Genomic DNA, 20,458 nt, shown 5'->3' with positions numbered 1-20,458 from the left:
TCTGATCGTCATCTCTGGCAGGCGGCGCTTGCCGCCGTGTTGCCGATGCAGTCGGGCGACGGGACGTTGACCCCGCTCGCGGTCATCGTCTGTCGCGGGGCTTGCGGTTGAGCGGATACACTGGTCATTGCCGGTGCTTCCATAGGCGCTTGCGGTACGTTCTCGGAAAGGTCGGGGCCCGGCACGCGGGGACCGATCGCTTGCGGCAAGGTCGGCGCCGCGGCGGCAGGGCGAGCATCCGCCTGTCGCACCGTCGCGGGGCGCGAGTAAGTCTGCGCCGGCGCCGGCTCGTAGCCGATCGGCATCGGCGTGGAGCGATATCCGCCTTCGTCGGGATAGATCGGGTTCCCGGGGCGTCCAAGGGTCGGATCGGCCCCTTGCGTCGTGCCGTAAGGGTTCCAGATTTCGCCATTGAATGTGCCAATGACGGTGTAGCCGTACATCACGCCGAGCAATTGGCGCTCGGTCGCGCGCGCATCGCACAGCCGCAGTCGAACCTGGATCATCCCGAAATTGCGAGCCTGCGTCTGGTCCGAGCGGCTGGAACGAATCTGCTGCCATCCGTAGACGCATGTGTCGCCGCCGCGGCTGGTGCCGGAGGCATAGCCGAAGGGACCGTAGCTGTTCTGCAGGAACGTCGTTGAGCGCGCCATCCGCACGCCTGGGACGGCCGCAACCATTTCGCGCGCGATGGTGCTCTCGTTGACCATCTTGTAGGAGACGCTGCCCACCCCGGGATTCTCACCCCGCCCGCCGAGAAACTGCACTTTGAGGAAATTCTGGCCGGGAACCGAGGACGAGGTAAACAGCGAGATGGATTGATCCACGCCGTTGCCACGCTTCTGCTCGACGACGCTCACGATCGAGGGGCCACCGGGCGGCGGCAGGACAAGCGCCTTCTCGCTCGCTATGGTTTCAGCGGCGCTTGGTTGTCTGATATTTCCGGTCGATGTGCAGCCGGCGACCAGGCCGACCAACCCCGCAAGGGCCATCAATCTTAGCAAACCCATGTTTCCGATCGCCGCAATCGTATTCCCCTGTATCCGGCACAAATTTGACGCCGGGCCCTCGAATCAACGACCCGACGGCCGTTAATCATTGTAAACGACGGATATAGTTAACCAATCGTTAATTTCGGGACCTCTGGGGGTGCGGTGGCGGCGTTCGTGAACACGAAAAATTGCTTGTGCCGACATGTCGTCGCTCAGGCGATCATGTCCAGGCAACCGACCCGTTGACCTCATGACATTAGGCTCGACTAATAACCACGGTGGAGAGCCCGCTTAGAGCAGGTCGCTGGCGCCGAACCTCAATGTGCGGGGCCGGAAAACACGCGTTCGTACCCGCCCGGCATCATCAACCAAGCGCTATTCATGAATAAATTTCATGGCGTCATGCGGATTTCGGCATCTTAACATGTTCCGACCCAGCTGTTACGTAAACGCGATGGCGGAGCGTCTGCTTCCGTCGCGTGTTAAATACGGGATATAAAACGATAAACTGGAAGCAGAGGCGGAATGCCCGGCTGCTTCCTCATGGATGTGCCAAGGTTCCACGAGACAGGCAATCGGCAGGCGAACGTCGCTTTTGCCGGCTGCGGGCGGAGTCTCGAACGGAACATTTCTCAATGGAATCGAGTCTGGCGGAGGGCCAGGGGAGGAGGGAACGAAGGCTGCTCGGTCGATCGAGCACAAGTTAAAGGCGAATATAGTGCAAAATAAAAATCAGCGGCATTTTTCCACCGTTCGTAGTGGCGTGCTCGTAGCGGCTGTATCGATATTCATGTCCTCGGCGGCATTGGCCCAGCAGGCCGCGGCCCCACCGCCTCCTTCAGTCACCACCGTCAACATCGCCACGAGCTCGGTGCCTCTGAGCTACCAGTACGCCGCCCGCATCTCGGCGTTTCGCCAGACGGAAGTACGCGCCCGCGTCAACGGCATCCTTTTGAAGCGCAATTTCGTGGAAGGCGCGCAGGTCAAGGCCGGTGATGTGCTGTTCCTCATGGACCCGGCCTCCTATGAAGCGGCGCTGATGCAGGCGCAGGCCGGGTTGAAGCAGGCGCAAGCGCAGCTCAGCCAGGGCATCCGCGAGGAGAAGCGCAACATCAGCCTCTTCGATCAGAAAGTCGGCAGCCAGAAGAGCCGCGACGATGCTATTTCCGCGCGCGAACTCGCCGAAGCGGCGGTCGCCTCGGCCGAAGCTCAGGTCAAGACCGCCGAGCTCAATCTGGGCTACACCAAGGTGACCGCTCCGATCAGCGGCGTCACGAGCTTGGAGCAGGTTTCCGAAGGCAGCCTGATCAGCTCGGATTCGAGCCTGCTGACCAACATCACACAGCTGGACCCTGTTTACGTCAACTTCTCCTTCTCGGATGCCGAAGCACGGGAAATCCGCCATCTCATCGATCTCATGAAGAGCAAGGGCCAGGAGCAGAAGCTGCGCGTCAAGCTGACGTTCGGCGATGGCTCGACCTACGGCTCCGAAGGCCTCGTCGACTTCACTTCGGCGACCGTCGACGTGAACACGGGCACCATTCAGGCACGCGCCGTCATCGACAATCCGGATCGTCAGCTCATTCCCGGGCAGTTCGTGCGTGCGACGGTAAGCGGCGTGACCGCCGATTCGGCGATCGTCATTCCGGAAGTGGCGCTGTTACAGGGCCCGCAGGGCCAGTTCGTCTACACGGTCGGCAAGGACGGCAAGGCGAAGATCAATGCGGTCACGCTCGGCCAGAAGGTCGGCAGCAACTGGATCGTCAATTCGGGCCTCGAGGCCGGTGACCAGCTGATCACTGAAGGCGTCATCAAGGTGCGTCCGGGCTCGGCCGTCAATGCCACGGCTCAAGCGGCCGCGGCCGATGCCGGCAAGGGCACGAAAGAGACGGCAGCCAACTGATGAGTAACAGGTTCTTTATCGACCGCCCGGTTTTCGCGGCGGTCATTTCAATCGTTATCGTGCTTGCGGGCATTCTCGGGCTGCGTGCTCTCCCGATCGCGCAGTACCCGGAACTTGTGCCGCCACAGGTGGTGGTTACGGCGAACTATCCCGGCGCCAGCGCCGAGACGGTGGCGCAAACGGTCGCCGCTCCGTTGGAGCAGCAGATCAACGGCGTCGAGAACATGCTCTACATGCAATCGACGAACTCCAACAGCGGCACGATGCAGATCACGGTGACGTTCGCGCTTGGAACGAATGCGGACCAGGCGGCGATCAACGTCAATAACCGCGTCCAACGCGCGACATCGACCTTGCCGCAGGAAGTGACGCGCCAGGGCGTCGTGGTCGCGAAGCGCTCGAATTCGATTCTCGGCTTCGTCGCGATGTTTTCGAACAACGCCCAGTACGATCGCACCTATGTCGGCAACTATGCCCTGCTCAACGTGCTCGACGACCTCAAGCGCATCCCGGGCGTGGGTGATGTCAATATTCTCGGCGATATCGACTATTCGATGCGCGTCTGGCTGCGTCCGGACAAGATGGCGCAGTACAATCTGACGCCAAGCGATGTCTCGACCGCCATCCAGGAGCAGAACTCGCAGTTCGCCGCCGGCCGTTTCGGCGACCAGCCAAGCGCCAGTGGCGAGCCTTTCACCTACAGCGTCACCACGCAGGGCCGGCTCGCCGATCCCGAGGCGTTCGGCGACATCATTCTGCGCTCCAACAGCAACGCGGCCACCCTGCGGTTGAAGGACGTCGCCCGTGTCGAGCTCGGCACCAAGAGCTATGCGGTGACGAGCAGTCTCAACGGCATCCCGGCCGTGCCGATCGCCGTCTATCTTCAGCCCGGAGCGAATGCACTGGCCACCATGCAAGCCCTGTCGACGCGTCTGGAAGAGCTGAAGAAGTCCTTCCCCGACGGTATCGACTACCGCGTGCCATATGACACGACGAAGTTCATTCAGGTCTCGATCGACGAAGTCCTGCGAACCTTCATCGAGGCGATCGCTCTGGTCGTCATCGTGGTCTTCCTGTTCCTTCAGAACTGGAGGGCGACGCTCATACCTGTCATCGCGGTCCCGATTTCGATCGTTGGCACCTTCGCCGGCATGTACATCCTGGGCTTCTCCATCAACCTGCTGACGCTGTTCGGTCTCGTCCTCGCGATCGGCATCGTGGTGGACGACGCGATCGTCGTGCTCGAGAACGTCGAGCGCCTGATGACCGTGGAAAAGCTGCCGCCGCGGGAAGCCGCGATCAAGGCGATGGGCGAGGTCACGGGTCCGGTCGTGGCGATCGTTCTCGTCCTCTGCTCGGTCTTTATCCCGGTCTCCTTCATGGGCGGCCTGGCCGGGCAGATGTACAAGCAGTTTGCCGTGACGATCGCGATTTCGGTCATTCTGTCGGGGATCGTCGCACTGACGCTGACGCCCGCGCTTTGCGGACTGATCCTGAAGCCCGGCCACCATCAGCCAGCCTTGCCGTTCCGCGTCTTCAACCGGGCGTTCGACCGGATGACGGCAGGCTACACGGCCGGCGTGCGGTTCTTCGTCAAGCGCTTCGCGATCGGCCTTGTTCTCGTGGGAGCGCTCCTGGGCGCGACCGGCTACATGTTCTACACCATCCCCGGTTCGCTCGTGCCCAACGAGGATCAGGGCTGGGTGCTGCAGGTCGCCATCCTGCCGCCGGCCGCGTCTCTGCCGCGCACCAACGACGTCATGAATCAGGTCGTCACCAATACCAAGGAGCTCCCTGGTATCCAGGACGTCTTCGCCGTCTCCGGCTTCGATATCCTCTCCGGCGGTCTCAAGACCAGCGCGGGTGTCTCCTTCATCATCCTCAAGGATTGGAAGGAGCGAACCACGCCGGAGCTCGACGCCCGCAACATGGCCGGACCGATCATCGGCGCCAACAGCGGCATCAAGGACGGGATGGTGCTCGCATTCAATCCGCCGCCCATTCAGGGGTTGAGCACCACGGGTGGTTTCGAAGCCTATGTCCAGGACCGCGGCGGCAACGGTATCGCCGGTCTCGCCGATCAGGCGGCCCAGCTCGTGGCGGCGGCGTCGAAAAGGCCGGAATTGACGGCCGTGCGAACGACGTTCGATTCCAGCGTGCCGCAATACCGCGCCGATCTCAATCGCGAGAAGGCCAAGGCGCTCGGCGTTCCGATCAATACCGTCTTCGATGCCATGCAGGCCACCTTCGGCAGCCTCTATGTCAACGACTTCACGCTCTATGGCCGCAACTACCAGGTCAAGCTGCAGTCGGAGGACGCGTTCCGCCAGTCGCCGCAGGATCTTCGTCAGGTCTTCGTGCGGTCCGACAGCGGCGCCATGATCCCGCTCGACGCCCTGGTCAACGTAACACGCATCATCGGCCCGGATCAGGTCGAGCGCTTCAATGCGTTCAACTCCGCCAAGATCACCGGCAATCCGGCTCCCGGCTATACGTCCAGCGATGCGATCAAGGCATTGCAGGAGGTCGCGGCCGAGACCTTGCCGGCAAGCTACCAGATCGCCTGGACTGGCTCGGCCTACCAGGAACTGGCGGCCGGCGGCGCCGGAACGCAGGCGATGATCTTCGGCATCATCATGGTGTTCCTGATCCTCGCCGCGCAATACGAGAAGTGGACGCTACCGCTCGCGGTCATCACCGCCATTCCGTTCGCGTTGTTCGGCGCGTTGCTGGCAACGATGCTGCGCGGACTGACCAACGACGTCTACTTCCAGATCGGCATGGTGACGCTGATCGGTCTGGCCGCCAAGAACGCCATCCTTATCGTGGAGTTCGCGGTCCTGAAGCGGCAGGAGGGCATGAGCGCCGGCGAGGCGGCGATCGAGGCGGCCCGCCTGCGTTTCCGTCCGATCGTCATGACGTCGCTGGCGTTCATTCTGGGTGTCGTGCCGCTCGCCATCAGTTCCGGCGCGGGCTCGGCCAGCCGTCACGCCATCGGAACCGGCGTCATCGGCGGCATGCTCGCGGCGACGTTCATCGCGACCTTCTTCATCCCGATGTTCTACCGCCTGATCGCCTGGAAGGCACCGAAACCCGCCAACAGCGCAAAGGCGGCTCCCGGCGGCGATCCGGCGATCGTTCCCGGCGAGTAACGACGGCCTTTTCAAACAACGGGCCGGCGTGGACATCATGTCCACGCCGGCCCGAGCCATTTCTGGGGTGGAGCGGAGGTGCGGCGGCTATATGCGGATATTCTTAACGCGGTCGCGCGACTATGCCCCGCACACATGTCCTCCAACCCCCAGGGACCTTCCATGAAGACGATTATCGTCGGCGCGCTTCTCGCCGCTCTCATGCCTGGCATCAGCCAGGCCAAAACGCTTGCATTCCCTAGCGACGCTCCGGTCGCCGAGATCGCCATCCCCGGCAGCTGGGAACCCGAGGAGACCGAAACCGGCATTCAGGCGACGTCCGACGATTCGGCCATCTACCTCTCGATCGACGTCGCCGACGAGAAGAGCACGGACAAGGTGATCGACGACGCCATTGCCTTTCTTGAAAAGAACGGCGTGAAGGTCGATGGCTCCACGCAGAAGAAGTCCGATGAGACCATCAACGGCATGGACATGACGAACTTCGACTGGACCGGAACCGACAACGACGGCGGCGTCAACATCGGGCTCTCGCTGGTCTCGCCGAAAGCGGGCAAGCTGCTCGTAATCACCTATTGGGGATCGAAGGGAACGCAGGAGGAGCATGCAGCGGAACTGCAGGCCATCATCACCTCCCTGAAACCGTCAGCCGAGTAACATCTCGCGGGCACGGCTCTGCCCGTGCCTGCCTTCGCCCCGAGGTCATCATGCGCTTCTTCAAAACATGTCTTCTTCTTACGCTTTGCGCCTTGTCGACCGCGGCGCCATCACGGGCCGACGACTACAAGGCAGTCAGCAACACCGCGATGTCGATCACTGGCGACATCGCGATGGACGATTTCAGCATCACCTTCGAGACCGGTGACGAGCTTTCCTTTTCCAATCTGGTTGCCGACAACTTCGTCGTCGATGGCGAGCGCGTTCCGGCATCCGTCTATCGCGTGGCCGATCCCTCTGATCCCGAGCTGCTGAATGGCAATCGTCTCTGCGGATCCGGGCCGGTCACCTATGTCGCGAACTGGTCTGCCGGTGAGGGCCTGTCGGTGATCGCGGTGTTCACCGGTAGCCGAGCGCCGAAAAGCTCCGATGGCATGTGCGCGTCCTATACGTTCGAGGAAGGCACCGAGTAGTGAGCGCAGCCCAGGCGCTTAGAGCGAAACAGGCGTCGCGGGCACCACGTCGTATGGCACCTTGGCCTCATCGGCCGCGGCGATAAAGGCGAGGCGCGCATCTTCCGGCGATGCCTTGCCGATCGCGACCCCGTCACACACTTCCAGAGCGGAAAAGTAGGCTTTGCCTTCCGAGACCGGCCATGCGGTAAAAAGCAGTCTTAGCGCTTCACGGGTACTGGTGACCGTATGGACAGCGCCGCTCCGCCTGCAGGCAACCAAAACGGGGATCATCCATGGTCTCGTATCCAACGCCCTATACCCCTCGAAGCACAATCCCTTTGTGGCGATCCGTGCAACGGTGACATGCCTCTCTTAACATATAGTAAGTTCATTATGCGTCAGGCGCGGACGCCGACAGCAACGCACAAGAAAAAACCCGGTGCGAGGGGCTGCACCGGGCTTTTGGTTGGATTGCATTGGGCTTGCTGATCCAGCAACGCGGATTTCAATACGTTGCGCAGATAAAACCCGTGAGGCACGGAAAGGTTCCCTAAAGAATATCGGGCGCCATTCTTGCCGGTCTTTCGGGCTGGAGATCAACGACTGAGCCGCTATTCCTCGGCAACGCCGTTCATCAGGCCGTCGAATACTTCAATCATGGCATCGGCGATCGCCTGTCCCAGCGCGTTGCCGGCCTGACCGATCTCGGTGTCGTCCATATCTCGCGCCGCAAGCGCAAGCGCCGTCCCCTGTTCGCTGACGATCAGCTTGGCACGCTCGATCGCCCAAAGCGAAAAGTCGTTGCGGTTGTCGATCGTTACGGTTTCCGGTTCCATGGCCACATCCTCTGCTTCGCTTGCGCGTTCATTAGCCTCTTTGCCGGGAATCTTTAAGCACAATCGTCGATCTGGCCAATTGCTTGCGAAGCGGTGCGGCGAAGATCGCCGGCAATCGGGCTTCGCTTGCCGCACTTGCAACAACAGAGTGCACCAAATGACGACAGTCTAACCTTTAGTTGGGATCGAGGTTTTTCATGCCGCGGCGCGTATGCCGCAGTTCAACGATCTGGCGCATCTGTGCCAGTCTAAGTTCCAGCGCCGTCCTGTCCATCGAAGGAGGCAGCTTGCTGAGTTCATCCGCAAGGATATCAATCTCCTTGAGGAGGAACGGTAGATCGAAACCTTCATGTTCCATGTTTTCCGCCATGCCATTCATGCAAGCGATTCTTGCCTGCATCGATTTACATGCTTCGCTGTCACGGCTAGGCGAGTCTCGTTCAACGTTCTTAATATCCAATAAACTATAGCCAGCATCGTCCCGAAATGACACCTGATAGTGCCAAGAGAGCATGAACGCACGCGCTTTGCTACCCGGCCCTTGGTCCGTGTTCAGGAAGGCGCGCGGCCGAAGTCACGGCCGCGCGAAGCTACTGATGGAAACTGGTGGCCGATACCGTGCGTCAGGCGGCGTCGAGCGGGGTGTTGGTGAAATAGCGCGAGAAGTCCGGCGCGGCGCCAAGGGGCTTGCCGTCGGCGTCCTTCAGGATTTGCGCCTGGAACAGATAGTCGCCGATCGCCGTCATCTTCGCCGGGTCGATGCGCCCCGTCATGCCGTCCTGCGTCCGGAAGTAGCGCCCGTCGATCAGCGCCTTCAGCGAGGCCCGGACCAGCGCGGGGTTGGTCAGTGCGTCGCTATTGGCCGCGATCATGAGATCGACGGCCTCGTCGGGGCGATCCACCGCGAAGTCGTAACCCTTGCGGGTCGCCTGCAGAAAGGCGCGGGCGAGGTCCGGCTTATCGTCCAGAAATGCCTGACTGGAGGCGAGCAGCGTCGTGTGTTCGTCGGGAACGCCGTAATCCGCATAGCGGAAGGCGCGTTGCTTGACGCCCTCGAGCTCCGCCTGCACGCCTTCCCAGGTGTAGACCTCGAGCGTGAAATCGACGCTGCCGTTGGCCAGCGCCTGATAGGCGGAGGTGCCGAGCGTCACGGTCTCGAACTCGCCTTTGCCGCCATCGTTGCGGATCAGCGAGCCGATCAGCGCGTTCTCCCAGGCGCTGCCGAAACCGCCATAGGTCTTGCCGTCGAGATCCTTCGGACTGCGGATGTCGTCGCGATTGGCATTGAAGACGAGACGTCCGGTCTCGGTCTGGACGACGGCGTAGGTCGCGACGAGATCGGCGCCGGCGGCGCGCTGGGTCATCATGCCGATGGAGCCGACAATGCCGAAATCGGCGACATGGTTGGCAACCAGCGTGCCAGCCGAGGTATCCGTATAGGGCAGGATTTCGACATCGAGGCCCGCATCCCGGTAAAAGCCCTTGTCGCGCGCCACGAAGAGGCCGATGTGGTTGGTATTCGGTGTCCAGTCCAGCGCGACCTTGACGGGGCGCTTCTCCTGGCTGCGGGCCGGCCTCGACAGCAGCGGCGACATTGGCAGCGTCAGAGCAAGCCCCGCGGCCGAAGCCAGGGCAGCGCGGCGGGTCAGCATCGGGGTTTTCATGGTGTTTCCTCCAAATTGGTCGTTGTGGCGTCGTTCGGGGCATTGAAGAGCGTGTCGAGAATGTCGGCCTCGATCTCAGCCGCGCGCGCACGCGCCGATCCGTCCAATATGCGCGGGCGTGGGAGATCGACGGTGATCTCGCGGATGATGCGGGCAGGGCGGGGCGAGAAGATATAGATGCGATCGGAGAGATAGACCGCCTCGCGCACGTCGTGCGTGACGAGAAGCGCTGTCCAGTCGTGTTGCGACCACATCTCGTGCAGCCAGCGCTGCATACCCGCGCGCGTCAAGGCATCGAGCGCGCCGAACGGTTCGTCGAGCAAAAGCATCGGCTTGTCCTGGACCACGGTGCGCAGCAGCGCCGCGCGTTGCCGCATGCCGCCCGATAGTTCCCCCGGATAATGCTCTTCGAAGCCATCGAGGCCGAATTCGGAGAAAAGCGGCATCACCCGCCGGCGCGCCTCGGCGCGGCGCATGCCCTGCACCTCGAGACCGAGCGTGGTATTGTCGATGATGCGCCGCCACGGCATCAGCGCATCGCGCTGCGGCATGAAGGCGAAGGGGCGGCCCGCGCGGTCGAGCACGCGACCATCGAAGCGCATGGCACCTCCGTCAGGACGCCGTGCGCCGGTGAGGAGCTTGAACAGCGTGGACTTTCCCGATCCCGACGGCCCGAGAATGGAGACGAACTCGCCGGGCCTGACCGTCAACGAGATATCCGAAAGGACGGCGGTTTCGTCGTAGCTGCAGGTGACGCGGTCGAGTTCCAGGCGTGGAGCGCTCATCTGGTTCCGCCCTTTCCGCGTCTCGTCCATGGCATGGCCAGGCGTTCGGCTATGACGGTGAGGCCGAAGAGCGTCAGGGTCAGCACGGCGCTGACGAACACGGCGGCCAGAACCAGGTCGGGCCGAAAGTTGTTCTTGGCGTTCAGCATGTAGATGCCGAGCCCTTTGGCGGCGCCGGCATATTCCGCGAAGATCGCGCCGACCACGGCGTAGGTGATGGATATACGCAGCCCGGCGAAGAAGAAGGGCAAGGCGGACGGCAGGCGCGCGAGCAGGAACTGCTTCCAGCGCGGCGCCCCCATCGAGGCGACCAGCTGCTGCAACTCGTCTTCGGTCGATTGATAGCCCTGGCAGAGCGCCACCAGCATCGGAAAGAAGGTGACAAGCGCGACAAGCAGGATCTTCGGCATCAGGCCGAAGCCGAACCACAGCACGATCAGCGGCGCGATGGCGACCAGCGGCAGCGTCTGGCTGATGATGAAGAGCGGAAACAGCGCCCGACGCAGGGGCTGGCAGAAATCGAGCAGCACCGACAGGATGAAGGCCAATGCCAGCGAACAGCCGAAGCCGGCAAGCGTGGCGCGCAATGTCGGCACCACGTTGTCGAACAGGGCCCACCGCGACTGGAAGGTCTGCGCCAGAACACGCGACGGCGCGGGCAGGGTCGTGGGTGAAATACCCGACAGGCGCACATAGGCCTCCCAGGCTGCCACCAGAAGGCAGACGGCCACGATGGCAGGCAGCGCCCGGCCGAGGCCGGTACGGATGTGATGGTGCAGGTCGCGAACGACCTGCCATGCGGGCGGACGTGATGTCGACATGGGACCAACCGGTTTGGGCGCGCGCGGTGCGGCGCTTAGCGCTTCGAAGGGCTGTTGGCCGAGACGGTAAGGTCGATCGTCACATGGCCCGCCGGCGGGCCGAAGCGCACCAGCGCCTCGTGCACCGTCGAGAATACGGCACCGGTATCGCCGCGCAGCTTCGTGCAGAAGTTCTTCGATTTCTCGAAGACGCCGGAATTCTTCAGGAAGTCGATGCACCCATAGATCTCGTCCATGTGGCCGTCGATCCCGAGCGTATAAAGCGAAAACTGCGCGGCCGCTTCCTGGCCGATAACGGCTGCGTCCTTGACCGCCTGATGCGCCCGTGCCTTCCGCTCGTCGAGCGGCGCCATGGGGCCGGTCAGTTCGGGCGTCTGGCAGATCGGATCATCCGGCTCCCCGGGGCAGCCGCGCGAGATGGTCGCGTGCAGTACGCAATGCTCGCCACTGCTGGCGGCCGCCGCGAACAGATCGCGCATGGCGGCGAAGACGACGTCGGGCGTGCCGATGATCAGCGTCGAAATGTCGTCCGTCTCGATCCGCAACCGGTCGCGATGGGGATCGAGCGCGGCAAGCGCCCGGGTTATGACACCGACGAAATCGCCGGTCATGGGATACAGGGAAATCTGTGCGCCGGAAAACATCGCTCTACCTCGCTCCGCTGGCATTATCCAGATCAGCTTGAGGGTCCACGATCATGCGATCGTATCTCAGCCCCGGCATTACGGAGCACCCCTGTGATGGGTGGGTGATACGTCAAAGGCTGAACCAGCGCAAGAGCAATATCGCGAACCGAAGAGCCATGTCCCCGCAGGGCTTTGTCACCATGGCCTTAAGGGCGCACCGTCTTGGGTCCGTGGGGAAAACATTTTATTAGCAGCAACTTAGGCAGCGTTCATAGTATGGTTCATGCATCGCCTGAAGTAAAAGCGCCGCGAAATATGGCGAAAAAGGGACAGAATTTCTAAGCCAGTCGGCAACCGGGGCAGCGGTTCCTCGCGATCCGGGCGCTGTCCGATTAGTTTCAACGCACAATGAAACACCGGAGCGATAGATGAACCGCCTTCTGATTCTCGGCACAGCGCTTGCCGCCCTTTTCTCCGTTCAGGCGCATGCCCAGGAGCCGACAAAGCTTCTCAACGCATCCTATGACGTATCGCGCGAGCTTTTCGCTTCGGAGAACGAAGCCTTCATCAAGCAAAATCCGGGCATTACGATCGATCAGTCGCATGCCGGCACGTCCAAGCAGGCGCGCTCGATCATCGAGGGCCTCGAAGCCGACGTCGTCACCTTCAACCAGTCGACGGACATCGATTTCCTCGCGAAGAACGGTTTCGTTTCCAAGGATTGGGCCAAGGCGTTTCCGAACAACGCTTCGCCGTTCTACTCCTTCCCATCCTTCCTGGTGCGCGCCGGCAACCCGAAGAACATCAAGGACTGGGGCGATCTCGCCCGCGACGACGTGCGCGCGGTCTTCCCGAACCCGAAGACTTCGGGCAACGCGCGCTACACCTATCTCGCGGCCTACGCCTGGGCGAAGGAAGCCTACAATGGCGACGAAGGAAAGATCGAAGCCTACATCACCAAGATCTTCGACAACGTGCCGGTCTTCGACACCGGCGGCCGCGCGTCGACGACAACCTTCGTCGAGCGCGAGACCGGCGACGTGCTGATCACCTTCGAGGCCGAGACCCGCGGCATCGAGAAGCAGTACGGCTCCGACAAGGTGCAGGGCGTGATCCCGTCGGTCAGCCTGCTTGCGGAATTCCCCGTGGCGGTGGTCGACAAGGTCGCCGCCAAGCATGGCACCGAGGCGCTTGCGAAATCCTATCTCGACTTCCTGTATACGGAGGATGGCCAGCGGATCGCCGCGCAGTTCGGTCATCGCGTTCGCAACGAGAAGGTGGCCGGCGAGTTCAAGGATCAGTTTCCGGCGATCCGCCTTGTCAACGTCAACGATACGTTCGGCGGCTGGGAAAAGATCCAGAAGGAACACTTCGCCTCCGGCGGCGTCCTCGACAAGCTCTATGGCAGCCGATAGGCGCTAATCAAACATCACACAGCTTGGCCCGGCTGGCGCTTGCCTGCCGGGCCACTTTCGTCATCATGTCCGCTGAGCAGGGCTTATGAAACAGGGAATGACCGCTTGAGACGCAATGTCCTGCCCGGGTTACGGCTGTCGCTGGGAGTGACCCTTCTCTATGTCGGCCTTATCGTCGTTCTGCCTCTGGCGGCGCTGGTGTTCAAGGCCGCGAGCCTCGGGCTGGAGGATTACTGGCGCATCGTCTCGTCCACGCGCGCGCTCGCAAGCTATCGGGTCACCGTGCTTTCGGCGCTCGGCGCCACGACCTTCAACCTGTTCTTCGGCTTCGCGCTCGCCTGGGTGCTGACGCGCTATCGCTTTCCCGGCTGGCGGCTCGTCGATGCGATGGTCGATCTGCCGTTCGCGCTGCCGACGGCGGTGGCCGGCATCGCCCTCACGACGCTGTTTGCTGCGAACGGCTGGTTCGGCTCTGTGCTTGAAGGTGTCGGCATCAAGGTCGCCTATACGCCGATCGGTATCATGATCGCCATGTGCTTCACCAGTCTTCCCTTCATCGTTCGCACCGTGCAGCCTGTTTTGGAGGATCTCGACCCGGCCTACGAAGAGGCGGCGCAGTCGCTTGGCGGCTCGGACTGGACGATCTTCCGCAAGGTCATGCTGCCCTTGCTGACACCAGCCCTGCTTGCCGGCGTGTCTCTATCCTTCGCCCGTTCGCTCGGCGAGTTCGGCGCCATCATCTTCATCGCCGGCAATCAGCCGATGTCGACGGAGATCACGGCACTTCTCGTCTTCATCCGGCTCGAGGAATACGACTATCAGGCCGCCGCCGCGATCGCCTCCGTTCTGTTGCTGACTGCCTTCGTGATGCTGGCGATCACCAACTGGATGCAGGCGCGGGCGCTGCGATACACGGTGAGGAACTGATCATGCGCAGCATTCCCACCCACCGCAAACCGCCGCGCGTCGGCGACCAGCCGATCGTCAGGCGCACCTTGATCGGCCTTGTACTCGTCATCGGCGCTTTCCTCGTCCTGGCGCCGCTTGTCATCATCGGGGTCGAAGCCTTCGCCAAGGGCTGGCAGGTCTATAGCGCCACGATCACCAGTCCCGACACGCGTCACGCAATCATGCTGACGGTGCTGACAGCGCTGATCGCCGTGCCTGTCAACACCGCCTTCGGTGTCGCCGCCGCATGGGCGATCACCAAGTTCGATTTCTGGGGCAAGCGCTTCCTGCTCGTCCTGATCGAGGTGCCTTTCTCGGTGTCGCCGATCGTCGCCGGCGTTGCCTATCTCTTCGTCTATGGCCTGCAGGGCATCTTCGGGCCGACGCTGGAAGCCTATGACATCAAGATCCTGTTCGCGCTTCCGGGGATCGTTCTGGCCTCGATGTTCGTGACCGCGCCCTTTGTCGCGCGCGAACTCATCCCGTTGATGCAGGCGCAGGGGCGCGATCTGGAGGAGGCGGCGACATCGCTCGGCGCGTCCGGCTGGCGCACGTTCTTTTCGGTGACGCTGCCAAATATCAAATGGGCGATGCTTTACGGCGTCGTGCTCTGCAACGCGCGTGTGATGGGTGAGTTCGGCGCCGTGTCGGTGGTGTCGGGCAATATTCGCGGCCAGACGAATACGCTGCCGCTGCACATCGAGCTGCTCTATCACGATTATCAGACAACCGGCGCCTTCGCCGCCGCCTCGATCCTGGCGGTCATCGCCATCTTCACCATCATCGCCAAGGTGGCGCTCGAGCGCCAGGGGGCCGGTCGCCGGACCCGCGCCAAGTCCGCCGCTCATCCGGCGCTCGTTGCCCAGCCAGCAGAGAAAAGCTCATGAAGATCCGCCTCGACCACGTCGTCAAAACCTTCGACACGTTTCGCGCCGTGCGCGATGTCTCGCTGGATATCCGCAGCGGCGCGCTGCTCGCGCTGCTCGGGCCGTCTGGCTCCGGCAAGACCACCATCCTGCGCATGGTCGCGGGCCTCGAATATTCGGATGGCGGCCAGATCTTTTTCGGCGACCAGGATGCGACCGACATTCCGGTGCGTGACCGTGGCGTTGGCTTCGTCTTCCAGCACTACGCGCTCTTCCCGCACATGACGGTCGCCGAAAACATCGCCTTCGGCATGAAGGTGTCGAAGGTCAAGCGCGACAGGGCGGCGATCGAAGCGCGTGTCACCGAGCTGCTGCGCCTCGTGCGGCTCGAGGGGCTGGGCGACCGGTTTCCGGCACAGATCTCCGGCGGGCAGCGCCAGCGCGTGGCACTTGCCCGCGCGCTCTCCGTCGATCCGAAGGTACTGCTTCTCGATGAACCGTTCGGCGCGCTCGATGCCAATGTCCGTCACGACCTGCGCCGCTGGCTGCGCGAGATTTATCACGAGCTTGGCATTACCACGATATTCGTGACCCACGATCAGGAAGAGGCGCTCGATCTCGCCGACCGCGTCGTCATCCTGAAGGATGGCAAGATCGTTCAGGAGGGAACGCCCGAACAGGTCTGCCGCGATCCGCAATCCGCCTTCGTGATGAAATTCCTCGGTGACGCCAACGTTTTGCCGGCCGAAATCCGGGCTGGCGTCGCCTATGCGGGCGGTGCCTCGGTCGCCGCACCCGGCATTGCCGATGGCGCCGGCGAGATCTACGCGCGCCCGGCCGATCTCGACTGGTCCGCGGAAGCTCCAGGCATCGGCGCAAGCGTCGACCGTGTTCTCGACAGGCCGGATGGCCGCCGTATTCTCGCGAGCACCGAAAGTGGCGTGCAGCTCGAATTCGACGTCGAGCCGGAGCGCGCCGTCAAGGCAGGGGATCGCGGCTTCGTCACCGTGCGCCGCGCCAAGGTCTTCGGCGCCGCCCAGACCGCGGCCTGAACGGAGCCAGCGCCGGGCGGAATCAGGCCTCGCGCCGCAGGTACAGCTCAGGCTGAATGTCATCCTGGTCCGCCACCACACGCGCGGCGAATGCCGACCCGACGGCGATCAGTACAGGCTGCTCGTAGCCAATGACGGCAATGCCCTCGTGGAGCTTTGCGATCGAACCGCGCCAGTGACGCTGCGTGTCCCGGCTGACGTCGCTCATCACCATGACAGGCGTCGAAGGCGCCAGCCCTTCCGCGACCAGTCGCTCGGCGATCAGCGCCGCCGTTCTGCCGCCCATATAGAAGACGGTCGTCGTATGCGGATCGGCGACGCTTTTCCAGTTCACATCATCAGGCAATCCGCCATGGCGGGAGTGGCCGGTGATGAAGCGCACGGATTGGGCGTGATCGCGGTGCGTGAGCGAAATTCCGAGCCGGGAGGCCATCGCGCTCGCCGCCGTGATGCCGGGGACGACATCGACGGGGATGCCTTCGCGGTCCAGATGCGCAATCTCTTCGCCGGCGCGCCCGAAGATCATCGGATCGCCCGATTTCAGGCGGACGACATGCTTGCCCGCCTTGGCGAGCTTGACCATCATGTCGTTGATATCTTCCTGGCGGCAGCTCGTGCGGCCGCCGCGCTTGCCGACAAGCATCCGCTTGGCCTCCCGGCGGGCAAGCTCCAGCACCTCAGCGGAGACGAGATCATCAAAAAGGATCACGTCGGCCGCCTGCAAAGCCCGCACTGCCTTCAGCGTCAGGAGTTCGGCATCGCCGGGGCCGGCGCCGACGAGCGTCACGCGGCCTCGAGACATGTGGGCGGGCACTCCCCGGAGCCTCTCGGCCTCCTCGAGAAGCAGCCCGCCAACGCCCTCCTCCGGCGTATCCGAACTGGAAAAGGCGCGATCGACGAACTTTTCCCAGAAGGCGCGGCGCTGGGGCCCCGGTGCCAGCCGCTCGTTAATTCCGTCCCGCAGCGCCTGCGCCAACCCCGCCCAGCCTTTCAGCGCCTGCGGCAGCAAGGTCTCGATCCGTCGGCGGATCGCCTGCGCAAGGATGGGGGCGGCACCATCGGTCGAGATCGACACGACGACGGGAGAGCGGTTGACGATGGAGCCGAACTGGAACTGGCAATAGTCCGGCTTGTCGATGACGTTGACGGGCACGCCCACCGCGCGCGCGGCGTCGAAGAAGCGTCTTGCTTCGTCGTCATGGTCGCAGTCGCCAATCGCCAGCACGGCATCGTCGAGGTCAGCCTCCTGCCAATCCCGCTGATGGTGGCAGATGCTTGCGGATGGATGCCCCAGCTTGCCCGCGAGAAGGGCAGTGCAGGCATCGCCCAAGGTTTCGGCGAATATCTCGACATGGGCGCCGCAGGCCGCCAGCAACTCGGCTTTCCAGGCCGCCGCATCCGTGCCGCCCGCGACCACGACACGCTTTCCTTCGAGTGCCCAGAAGACGGGGAGCTTGGCGAGCGGCTCCATCCGGGCCGGACTGTCATTCCGCTGCTGCCGCAAGACATCCATCGATGATCCCCCTGATTTCCGCGCGGCACGAGCCGCAATTGGTTCCAGCCTTGGTTTGCGCGCCGATCGCCTCGACGCTGTGGCAACCGCCGCGCACGGCGGAGATGATCTGGTTGACGCCGACACCGAGGCAGGAACAGACGGTGGCGCCGGGATCCGGCATGTCCGAGCCGGGGCGGCCGGCAACCAGCGCGAAGCGCTTGCGCGGCTGATCATGCGACGCACCAAGCTGCGCGATCGCCCAGTTGCGCGCGACGGCCACCGGCTGCCGGGCGATGAAAAGCGCGGCGAGAAGCCGGTCACCGTCGAAGAAGGCGAGCCTGATGTCGCCGGATTGCAGGTCCGCGTAACCGAGCGGCTCGAGCACCTCGGGAATGGCGAATGTGCGGCGGCACCACCGCGACCAGTCCTCGACGTGATTGTCGGCGGCAAACTCGAGCCGCCAGCCGCCGTCGGCCTTCGCCAGCGCCCAATAGGGCGTATCAAGCCCCTCGGGCCTGGTTGCCGAAACGGCGAAGCCGTACGATATGGCCGCGAACGCCCTTGCCGAGACGGCGACGTTCTTGGAGGCGGGCTGGCCGGATAGCGGATCGGTGACCGGCGCGACGACGGCGTCGATCCGGGCCTTGGCGGCGAACTGGTCGTTCCAGTGCATGGGCACGAAAACGCTGCCGCGGGCCTGCCGCTCCGTGATCAAGGCGCGCACGATCGCCTTGCCATGCGGGCTTTCGATTTCGACCAGCGTGGCATTGCCGACGCCGATCTCGATCGCGTCGCGCGGATGCAGTTCGGCGAAGGGCTCGGCGATATGCGAGGAGAGGCGGGCGCTTTTGCCCGTGCGCGTCATCGTGTGCCACTGGTCGCGAATACGACCGGTGTTGAGCGTGAAGGGGTAATCGGAATTGGTACGATCGGCGACGGCTGGCTCAAGGGCGACGAACCGTGCTCGCCCATCCGGATGGTAGAAGCGGCCATCGGCGAAGAAGCGCTTGCCGCCGCTGCTGACGGTAGCCGGCTCCGGCGTGGCTGGCCATTGGAACGGCGACATGAGGCGGTAGCTCGGCTCATCCACCCCTGCAAAGGCGCCGATGTCGAAGTCGCGGCTGCCGTCATTCTCGAAGGCGGAGAGGGCGGCGTGCTCGGCAAAGATGTCCGCCGGCGACGCATAGCCAAAGCCGTTGAAGCCCATGCGCCGTCCGACCTCGGCAAGCTGCCACCAGTCAGCGCGGGCATCGCCCGGTGCGTCGAGGAAGTCGCGCTGACGCGAGATGCGGCGCTCGGAGTTGGTGACGGTTCCGTTCTTCTCGCCCCAGCCGAGCGAGGGCAGCAGGACATCGGCATGGCGGGTTGTGTCGGTGTCGCTGAGGACATCGGAGACGACGACGAAGGGGCAGGCCTTGATCGCGGCTTCGACGGCATCGGCATCCGGCATCGAGACGACGGGATTGGTCGCCATGATCCACAGCGCCTTGATGCGACCGTCAGCGACAGCCTTGAACAGGTCGACTGCTTTCAGGCCGGGCTTCCGCGCGATGGCAGGCGACTGCCAGAAGCGCTGGACGCGATCACGGTCATCGGCGTTTTCGATCGCCATATGGGCGGCGAGCATGTTGGCGAGCCCCCCGACTTCGCGTCCACCCATGGCGTTCGGCTGGCCGGTGAGCGAGAAGGGGCCCATGCCTGGCCGGCCGATGCGGCCGGTGGCAAGGTGGCAATTGATGATCGAATTGACCTTGTCGGTGCCTGTTGAGGATTGGTTGACGCCCTGGCTGTAGCAGGTGACGACCTTTTCGGTCGCCGTAAACAGGCGGTAGAATTCGCGAAGCTGCATGGCGGGAAGGCCGGTCTGCTCCAGTATATCGCTGGCGGAGAGCGTCGCGGCCGTGGCGAAGGCCTCGTTGAAACCGCTGGTATGCTCCGCCACGTAGTTCTGGTCGACCGCGCCGGACGCGATGAGGTGCGCGAAGAGACCCATGAACAGCGCGACGTCGCTATCCGGACGAATGGCCAGATGCAGGTCTGCGATATCGGATGTCATCGTTCGACGGGGGTCGATGACCACGACCTTCATGCCCGGGCGCGCCGCCTTGGCAGCCGCAAGGCGTTGATAGATGACGGGATGGCACCAGGCGAGGTTGGAGCCGGTGAGGATGACGAGATCGGCCAATTCGAGATCTTCGTAGACGCCCGGCACCGTATCGGCGCCGAAGGCGCGTCGATGGCCGGCGACCGAGGATGACATGCAGAGACGGGAGTTGGTGTCGATGTTGGCGGAGCCGATGAACCCCTTCATCAGCTTGTTGGCGACGTAATAATCCTCGGTGAGCAGTTGGCCGGAGACGTAGAAGGCCACGGAGTCCGGGCCGTGTTCGGCGATCGCCCTCGAGAAGCGGTCGGCGACGAGATCAAGCGCGGTGTTCCAGCCTGTGCGTTGCCCGGCGATTTCGGGATAGAGCAGGCGTCCGTCGAGATCGATGGTTTCGGCGAGCGCGGAGCCCTTGGAGCACAGGCGTCCGAAATTGGCCGGATGGTCGGGATCGCCTTTGACGGAGACGACACCGTCGTCGGCGACCGTTGCGATGACACCGCAACCGACGCCGCAATAGGGACAGGTGGTTTTGGTTTCAGCGGGCATGGGGGTGCCCTCTCAAGTCGCTGAGAGCGTGGTCACCCCCCTCTGTCCTGCCGGACATCTCCCCCACAAGGGGGGAGATCGACTCGTGGGTTGCTCCCCAACCAAGTAGTGAGCGTGGAGCGAGTGGGTGCGTCCAGC

18 protein-coding genes and 1 riboswitch are annotated in these 20,458 nt (G+C 63.2%); of the genes, 8 read left to right on the top strand and 10 right to left on the bottom strand.

Annotation, left to right across the window (positions count from 1 at the left end; translation table 11 throughout):
* Positions 1-8 precede the first annotated feature (8 nt).
* Complete coding sequence (bcsN, locus tag GGQ67_RS14780; protein WP_246400188.1) at positions 9-1,010, bottom strand: cellulose biosynthesis protein BcsN; 1,002 nt, start codon at positions 1,008-1,010, stop codon at positions 9-11.
* Between the two features lie 772 nt (positions 1,011-1,782).
* On the opposite strand from bcsN, the gene GGQ67_RS14775 reads away from it, so the two are divergent.
* From GGQ67_RS14775 to GGQ67_RS14760, 4 genes are all read left to right on the top strand, one after another.
* The gene (locus GGQ67_RS14775; protein ID WP_183900987.1) at positions 1,783-2,895 is read left to right on the top strand and encodes an efflux RND transporter periplasmic adaptor subunit; all 1,113 of its coding nucleotides are present in this window, start codon (positions 1,783-1,785) and stop codon (positions 2,893-2,895) included.
* A complete protein-coding gene (locus tag GGQ67_RS14770) occupies positions 2,895-6,047 on the top strand; it encodes an efflux RND transporter permease subunit (RefSeq protein WP_183900905.1) in 3,153 nt (1,050 codons plus the stop codon). The genes GGQ67_RS14775 and GGQ67_RS14770 overlap by 1 nt, the downstream gene beginning before the upstream one ends.
* A 162-nt stretch (positions 6,048-6,209) precedes the next feature.
* Positions 6,210-6,704 carry a histidine kinase gene (locus GGQ67_RS14765; RefSeq protein ID WP_183900904.1) on the top strand — a complete coding sequence of 165 codons (495 nt, stop codon included), beginning with the start codon at positions 6,210-6,212 and terminating at the stop codon, positions 6,702-6,704.
* 50 nt (positions 6,705-6,754) lie between these two features.
* Entirely contained in the window at positions 6,755-7,177 is a 423-nt protein-coding gene (locus tag GGQ67_RS14760) for a hypothetical protein (protein WP_183900903.1), read from the top strand.
* Positions 7,178-7,195: 18 nt separating this feature from the next.
* Here the strand turns inward: GGQ67_RS14760 and GGQ67_RS14755 are convergent, their stop codons facing one another.
* The 7 genes from GGQ67_RS14755 to GGQ67_RS14725 form a co-directional block, all read right to left on the bottom strand.
* A complete protein-coding gene (locus tag GGQ67_RS14755) occupies positions 7,196-7,450 on the bottom strand; it encodes a DUF982 domain-containing protein (protein ID WP_183900902.1) in 255 nt (84 codons plus the stop codon).
* A 320-nt stretch (positions 7,451-7,770) separates the two neighbouring features.
* Positions 7,771-7,995 (bottom strand): hypothetical protein, encoded by a 225-nt coding sequence (locus GGQ67_RS14750; protein WP_183900901.1) that lies wholly within the window; start codon positions 7,993-7,995, stop codon positions 7,771-7,773.
* A gap of 175 nt (positions 7,996-8,170) precedes the next feature.
* Positions 8,171-8,374, bottom strand: a complete 204-nt coding sequence (locus GGQ67_RS14745; RefSeq protein ID WP_018898056.1) for a hypothetical protein — start codon at positions 8,372-8,374, stop codon at positions 8,171-8,173.
* A gap of 244 nt (positions 8,375-8,618) precedes the next feature.
* Positions 8,619-9,659, bottom strand: a complete 1,041-nt coding sequence (locus tag GGQ67_RS14740; RefSeq protein WP_183900900.1) for an ABC transporter substrate-binding protein — start codon at positions 9,657-9,659, stop codon at positions 8,619-8,621.
* Entirely contained in the window at positions 9,656-10,444 is a 789-nt protein-coding gene (locus GGQ67_RS14735) for an ABC transporter ATP-binding protein (protein ID WP_183900899.1), read from the bottom strand. Before GGQ67_RS14735 ends, GGQ67_RS14740 begins: the two co-directional genes overlap by 4 nt.
* Positions 10,441-11,265: an ABC transporter permease gene (locus tag GGQ67_RS14730; protein WP_246400187.1), complete on the bottom strand. Its 825-nt coding sequence runs from the start codon at positions 11,263-11,265 to the stop codon at positions 10,441-10,443. Before GGQ67_RS14730 ends, GGQ67_RS14735 begins: the two co-directional genes overlap by 4 nt.
* Positions 11,266-11,300: 35 nt before the next feature.
* Positions 11,301-11,909 (bottom strand): YkoF family thiamine/hydroxymethylpyrimidine-binding protein, encoded by a 609-nt coding sequence (locus GGQ67_RS14725; RefSeq protein WP_183900898.1) that lies wholly within the window; start codon positions 11,907-11,909, stop codon positions 11,301-11,303.
* Positions 11,901-12,012: riboswitch (TPP riboswitch) on the bottom strand. (Overlaps the previous gene by 9 nt.)
* A 307-nt stretch (positions 12,013-12,319) precedes the next feature.
* Between GGQ67_RS14725 and cysP the strand changes: the two genes are divergently transcribed.
* The 4 genes from cysP (at position 12,320) to GGQ67_RS14705 (ending at position 16,172) form a co-directional block, all read left to right on the top strand.
* Positions 12,320-13,306, top strand: coding sequence for a thiosulfate ABC transporter substrate-binding protein CysP (gene cysP, locus GGQ67_RS14720; RefSeq protein WP_183900897.1), 987 nt, complete (start codon positions 12,320-12,322; stop codon positions 13,304-13,306).
* Between the two features lie 105 nt (positions 13,307-13,411).
* Positions 13,412-14,233: a sulfate ABC transporter permease subunit CysT gene (gene cysT / locus GGQ67_RS14715; RefSeq protein ID WP_183900896.1), complete on the top strand. Its 822-nt coding sequence runs from the start codon at positions 13,412-13,414 to the stop codon at positions 14,231-14,233.
* 2 nt (positions 14,234-14,235) lie between these two features.
* Positions 14,236-15,141, top strand: coding sequence for a sulfate ABC transporter permease subunit CysW (gene cysW / locus GGQ67_RS14710; RefSeq protein ID WP_183900895.1), 906 nt, complete (start codon positions 14,236-14,238; stop codon positions 15,139-15,141).
* The gene (locus GGQ67_RS14705) at positions 15,138-16,172 is read left to right on the top strand and encodes a sulfate/molybdate ABC transporter ATP-binding protein (RefSeq protein WP_183900894.1); all 1,035 of its coding nucleotides are present in this window, start codon (positions 15,138-15,140) and stop codon (positions 16,170-16,172) included. The genes cysW and GGQ67_RS14705 overlap by 4 nt, the downstream gene beginning before the upstream one ends.
* A 22-nt stretch (positions 16,173-16,194) precedes the next feature.
* Here the strand turns inward: GGQ67_RS14705 and cysG are convergent, their stop codons facing one another.
* Both cysG and GGQ67_RS14695 read right to left on the bottom strand, forming a co-directional pair.
* Complete coding sequence (gene cysG, locus GGQ67_RS14700; protein ID WP_183900893.1) at positions 16,195-17,685, bottom strand: siroheme synthase CysG; 1,491 nt, start codon at positions 17,683-17,685, stop codon at positions 16,195-16,197.
* Positions 17,657-20,320, bottom strand: coding sequence for a nitrate reductase (locus GGQ67_RS14695; RefSeq protein ID WP_183900892.1), 2,664 nt, complete (start codon positions 20,318-20,320; stop codon positions 17,657-17,659). Before GGQ67_RS14695 ends, cysG begins: the two co-directional genes overlap by 29 nt.
* Positions 20,321-20,458 lie beyond the last annotated feature (138 nt).

It is taken from the genome of Rhizobium metallidurans (genome assembly GCF_014196505.1).
Lineage (GTDB): Bacteria > Pseudomonadota > Alphaproteobacteria > Rhizobiales > Rhizobiaceae > Rhizobium > Rhizobium metallidurans.
Note: the sequence above shows the minus strand (reverse complement) of the source record. Positions and strands in the feature narration are given on the sequence as shown.